At 71.5% G+C, this 5,238-nt stretch carries 5 protein-coding genes and 1 pseudogene; all 6 read left to right on the top strand.

All coding sequences use genetic code 11. From position 1 onward, the window contains the following. The first annotated feature begins 111 nt into the window (after positions 1-111). The 6 genes and pseudogenes from ETD85_RS59825 to ETD85_RS59805 all read left to right on the top strand — a co-directional run bounded on the left by ETD85_RS59825 (position 112) and on the right by ETD85_RS59805 (position 4,815). Entirely contained in the window at positions 112-1,419 is a 1,308-nt protein-coding gene (locus ETD85_RS59825; RefSeq protein WP_138698684.1) for an FAD-binding oxidoreductase, read from the top strand. A gap of 60 nt (positions 1,420-1,479) precedes the next feature. Beyond that, a complete protein-coding gene (locus ETD85_RS59820) occupies positions 1,480-1,860 on the top strand; it encodes a carboxyl transferase domain-containing protein (protein ID WP_138698683.1) in 381 nt (126 codons plus the stop codon). An 8-nt stretch (positions 1,861-1,868) separates the two neighbouring features. Further along, a pseudogene (tnpA, locus tag ETD85_RS59815) lies at positions 1,869-2,267 on the top strand (IS200/IS605 family transposase). Between the two features lie 6 nt (positions 2,268-2,273). Further along, complete coding sequence (locus ETD85_RS66500) at positions 2,274-2,381, top strand: helix-turn-helix domain-containing protein (protein ID WP_240780134.1); 108 nt, start codon at positions 2,274-2,276, stop codon at positions 2,379-2,381. Between the two features lie 30 nt (positions 2,382-2,411). Next, the gene (locus ETD85_RS59810; protein WP_276617424.1) at positions 2,412-3,527 is read left to right on the top strand and encodes an RNA-guided endonuclease InsQ/TnpB family protein; all 1,116 of its coding nucleotides are present in this window, start codon (positions 2,412-2,414) and stop codon (positions 3,525-3,527) included. Next, the gene (locus tag ETD85_RS59805) at positions 3,442-4,815 is read left to right on the top strand and encodes an acyl-CoA carboxylase subunit beta (protein WP_338087272.1); all 1,374 of its coding nucleotides are present in this window, start codon (positions 3,442-3,444) and stop codon (positions 4,813-4,815) included. Before ETD85_RS59810 ends, ETD85_RS59805 begins: the two co-directional genes overlap by 86 nt. The last annotated feature ends 423 nt before the right edge of the window (positions 4,816-5,238 follow it).

Here is a 5,238-nt window from a genome sequence, read left to right as displayed (position 1 = left end):
TGGAGACCGGGTCCACCTCCAGGACCCGGTTCATCCGGCTGAGGTCCAGGCAGAGCGAAGGGCCGTCGAAACGGGCCTCCACGCCGCCGACGACGCTCGTACGAGCGGGCCGTGCGCACTTACGGGCAGGCCTACCGCGACCTGATCCGCGCCTACCGGGGGGACTTCGCCAACGCCCCCGACCTGGTGGCGCTCCCGTGCGACGAGGACGAGGTCGCCCAGGTGCTGGAGTGGGCCGCCGGCGAAGGGGTGCCGGTCGTGCCGCGCGGCGGCGGGACGAGCGTCGTCGGCGGCGTGGAGGCCCGTTTCGACGGCCCTTCGCTCTGCCTGGACCTCAGCCGGATGAACCGGGTCCTGGAGGTGGACCCGGTCTCCAGGGCCGCCCTGGTCGAGGCGGGCGCCTGCGGCCCCGCGGTCAACGAGAGCCTGCCCGAGGGGCTGCAGCTGAGGTTCTTCCCGCAGTCGTACGAGTTCTCGACCGTCGGCGGCTGGATCGCCACCAGGGCGGGCGGCCATTTCGCCACCTTCCACACCCACATCGACGACCTCGTCGAATCCGTGCGCGCCATCTCGCCCGCCGGGGTGTGGGAGTCGCGCAGGCTGCCGGGCTCGGGCGCGGGGCCGTCACCCGACCGCTGGCTGCTCGGCTCCGAGGGGGCGCTGGGCGTGATCACCCGGGCCTGGCTGCGGGTGCACGAGCGGCCGACGCACAAGGTGTCGGTGCCGGTCAGGTTCGCCGAGTGGCCGGCCGCGGTGGCCGCCGTGCACGATCTCGCCCAGTCCGGCCTGTACCCGTCCAACTGCCGCCTGCTGGACGCCCGGGAGGCCGCGCTCACCTCCGGCGGCGACGGGCGGCACGCCGTGCTCATCGTCGGCTTCGAGTCCGGCGACCACCCCGTGGACGCCTGGGCGTCACGGGCGCTGGAGATCGTCGGCGCGCACGGCGGCGTGGCGGGGGAGGCCCGGCAGGACCAGGCGTGGAAGGGCGCGTTCACCCGCATGCCGTACGTGCGCAACGCCTACCCGGGGATGGGCGTGCTCGCCGAGACCGTCGAGACGGCGGTGACCTGGGACCGCTTCCCCGCCCTGCACGAGGCCGTCATGGCGGCCATGGCCGAGGAGGCCGGGACGGCGACGTGCCGCCTGGCCTACGCCTATCCCGACGGGCCCGCGCCCTACTACACGATCCTCGCCCCCGCCGTGAAGGGCGCTGAGGTCGAGCAGTGGGACGAGCTCAAGCAGCGCGTCTCCGACGTCGTGCTCCGGATGGGCGGCACGATCACCCACCACCACGCGGTGGGGCGCGACCACCGGCCCTACTACGACCGGCAGCGGCCCGACCCGTTCGCGCTCGCGCTCAGAGCCGCCAAGGCGGCCCTGGACCCCAGCGGCATCCTCAATCCGGGAGTGCTGATCTGAGCGGGGCATTGAAGTAACGTACCGACCAGCCGGTACGTCGCCGCCGCAGAGGAGCGCATCGTGTGGGACCCCGAACTCGCCGAGCTGAAGCGCCGCAAGGAGCTGGCCGAGCTCATGGGAGGGACGGAACGCGTGGCGCGCCAGCACGCCACCGGCCGCCTGACCATCCGCGAACGCCTCGCGGCGCTCACGGACACCTGGCGGGAAGTGGGGGCGCTGACCGGCCGCGCCACCGACGAGGCGTTCACCCCGGCCAACGTGATCATCGGCCGGGCGCGGATCGACGGGCGGCGGGTCGTGGTGGCGGGCGACGACTTCACCGTACGCGGCGGGGCGGCCGACGCCGCGATCGGAGATCTAGGGCGCGGACCCCTGGTTTCAGCCATGGGGGTAAGCCCTTCTCTCGAATCTTTGAGCGGTAGACAGCGAAAAGCTGTATAATGATCGTTGTGGCCGTGACCCTCCGCACGAACAGTAACATCGCGTTCCAGTGCGCGTTCCACGTCGTGTGGTGCCCCAAGTAGCGGCGGCGAGTTCTCGGCGGACGGATCGAGACGCGGCTGAAGGAACTGATCCGCGAGGTGATCACCGAGAAGCAGGCGTGGCTGATCGAGCTGGAGGTCATGCCCGACCACGTCCACCTGCTGGTCGAGGTGGACCCCCAGTACGGCATCCACCGTCTGGTCAAAGCCATCAAGGGCCGCTCCTCGCGGGTGCTGCGGCAGGAGTTCCCCAGCTTGACCTCGAAACTGCCGACCCTGTGGACCAACTCCTACTTTGTCGCCACCGTCGGCGGTGCGCCACTGGACGTGGTCAAGCGGTATGTCGAGAACCAGAAGAACCGGTGAGCGGCCATGCTGACCGGACGTAAGTACCGCCTGGACCTGACCGCCGAGCAGACCGCGTTCGCCGAACGAATCGGCGGCGCGTGCCGCAGCGTGTGGAACACCGCCCTGGAATAACGCCGCACCTACCGCAGGCGGGATGCTTGGATCGGCTACCACGAGCAGGCACAGCAACTGGTCGAGGCCAAAACCGAGTTCGGTTGGCTGGCCGAAGTGCCTGGCCACTGCCTCCAACAGACCCTCATTGACCTGGACCAAGCCTGCTCGCGGCACGGCACGTGGAAAGTCCGCTGGAAGTCGCGGGCACGCACCGCGCCGTCGTTCCGGTTCCCCGAAGGCGGCAAAATCACCATCGAGCGACTCAACCGGCGCTGGGCGCGGGCCAAACTGCCGAAACTCGGCTGGGTGCGGTTCCGGATCACCCGACCGCTGGGCGGGAAGGTGAAGAACGCCACCGTCAGCCGCGACGGCGCGCACTGGCACATCAGCTTCCTCGTCGAGGACGACATCAGCCCGCCCGAGCGGCACGCCTATCCGGGGAGCGCGGCCGGGATCGACCGGGGCGTGGTCAAGGTCGTCACCCGCTCGGACGGAGTGTTCCACCATCAGGTGTTCGCCACCGACCGGGAAGTCGAGCACGCCGCTGTCCTGCAGCGGCGCCTGGCCCGCACCCGTAAGGGATCGGCCCGCCGCAAGAAGGCCGCCGCTACGCTGGGCAGGGCGTTGGCCAAGGTCCGGCGACGCCGCGCCGACTTCGCCGCCAAGATCGCGTGCGTGCTGGCCACCAGCTTCGAGCTGATCGTCTTCGAGAAGCTCGCCACCCGCAACATGACCGCCACCGCGAAACCCAAGCCGGATGCCGACCAGCCGGGCAGCTACCTGCCCAACGGGGCGGCGGCCAAGTCCGGCCTCAACAAGGCCATCTTGGACAAGGGCTGGCACCGCATCGAACTGACCGCCCGCAGCAAGGCCCGCTACACCGGGAGCCACGTCATCACCGTCAACCCGGCGTACACGAGCATCACGTGCCGCGTGTGCAGCGTGGTGGCCCCGAAGTCCCGCGAGAGCCAAGCGGTCTTCCGGTGCACCTCCTGCGGACACACCGAGCACGCCGACGTGCACGCCGCCAACAACATCCTCACCGCCGGGAGGGCGGAGTTCGCGCAACCCAGACCGGGTGCGCGAGCTGGGGCGCGCAAACCACGCAACCGCGTGGGCCGGAAGGCAAACCGCCAAGCAACAGCAGCTCAGGCCACCGCGTAGACGGAGCCCGAGCTGGCTGGAATCCCCCGGCTTTAGCCGTGGGGAGCGCTTCAACCACGAGAAGCAGATCCTGGCCGAGCGCATGGCCGGCGAGCTGCGGGTGCCGCTCGTCCGGCTGATCGACGGCACCGGGGGCGGCGGCAGCGTCAAGCAGCTGGAGGAGTTCGGGCGGACGTACGTGCCCTACAACCCCGGCTGGGACCAGGTGGTGGCGAACCTGGGCCGGATCCCGGTGATCGCCCTCGCCCTCGGCCCGGTCGCCGGGCTCGGCGCGGCCCGCCTGGTCACCTCGCACGTCTCGATCATGGTGCGGGAGCTCTCGCAGGTGTTCATCGCGGGACCCGCCGTGGTCGAGGCGGGCATGGGGGAGAGCGTGGGCAAGGAGGAGCTGGGCGGCTGGCGCACGGTCTCGGCGGCGGGCACCGTGGACCTGGTCGCCGGCTCGGAGCAGGAGGCGTTCGAGCTGACCCGGCGGGTGCTGTCGTACCTGCCGCAGAGCGCCTGGCGGACCCCGCCGGTCGCGGCCCCGGCGGACGACCCGGACCGGACCGCGGACGAGCTGCGCGCCATCGTCCCCCGGGACCGCCGCCGGCCGTACGACATGCGCAGGATCCTGGAGCTGACCTTCGACACCGGCAGCGTCCTGGAGCTCGGCCGCAGGTTCGCCCCTTCCACGATCACCGCCCTGGCCCGCCTGGACGGTCACCCCGTCGCCGTGCTGGCCTCGGACCCGCTCGTCTACGGCGGCGGCCTGACGGCCCAGGGCTCGGACAAGACGGCCCGCTTCATCGACCTGGCGGAGACCTTCCACCTGCCGATCGTGCACCTGGTCGACCAGCCGGGCTTCGTCATCGGCACGGCGGCGGAGCGGGCGGGCACGATCAGGAGGGGCGCCCGCGCCCTGGCCGCCGTCTACCAGTCCACGGTCCCGTGGGCCTCGGTGCTGGTGCGCCGCGTCTTCGGCGTGGCGGGCGCGGCGCACCGGCCCCACGACAGGTACGGCCTGCGCGTGGCCTGGCCCTCGGGCGACTGGGGCTCGCTGCCGATCGAGGGCGGGCTGGAGGTGGCGTTCAAGCGCCTGCTGGCGGAGGCGGGCGAGGAGGCGGCCACGCTCAAGGCGGAGATCGCCGAGCGTCTGGAGGCCGTCAGGTCGCCGTTCCGCACGGCGGAGGCGTTCCTGGTGGAGGACATCATCGACCCGGCGGAGACGCGCCCGGCCCTGACGGACTGGGTCCACGACGCCTACGCCGCCCTGGACCCGGGCCCCCGCTCGACCACCCGCCCCTGAGAGATCGTTGCCCGGACGATGGCGAGGCCGCCGAGGAGGCGTAGTCGCGCAGGCCCGGCACCGCGATGCCGATGTCGCACAGGAGGCGCGGCGGCCCCGCTCCGGGCTGAGCCGGGTCAGACATCGTCCGGGAGGGTGGTCATCCGGTCCAGCACCGCCGCCAGCTCCCACCGCTCCACCGACGCCGCCCGCTTCGAGCGTGCCTCCATGGGAGCGGAGGGCGGCCAGGTCCCGCCGGAAGCCGTCGTGCAGCTTGACCAGCTCGTCTCCCCAGACGACATGTCGCTGTTCGTCCGTCATGCCATTTCTTTTCGTGAAAAATCGCCGTAAATGGTGGCGAAGAGTGCGGCGAGCAGGGCCGCCACCGCCGCGCTCCCGAAGCTCCAGCCGGCGCCCCCGCTCGACAGCAGCACCGCTGTCTCG

The sequence above is a fragment of the Nonomuraea zeae genome (assembly GCF_005889725.1).
In the GTDB taxonomy this organism is placed as follows: Bacteria; Actinomycetota; Actinomycetes; order Streptosporangiales; family Streptosporangiaceae; genus Nonomuraea; species Nonomuraea zeae.
Note: the sequence above shows the minus strand (reverse complement) of the source record. Positions and strands in the feature narration are given on the sequence as shown.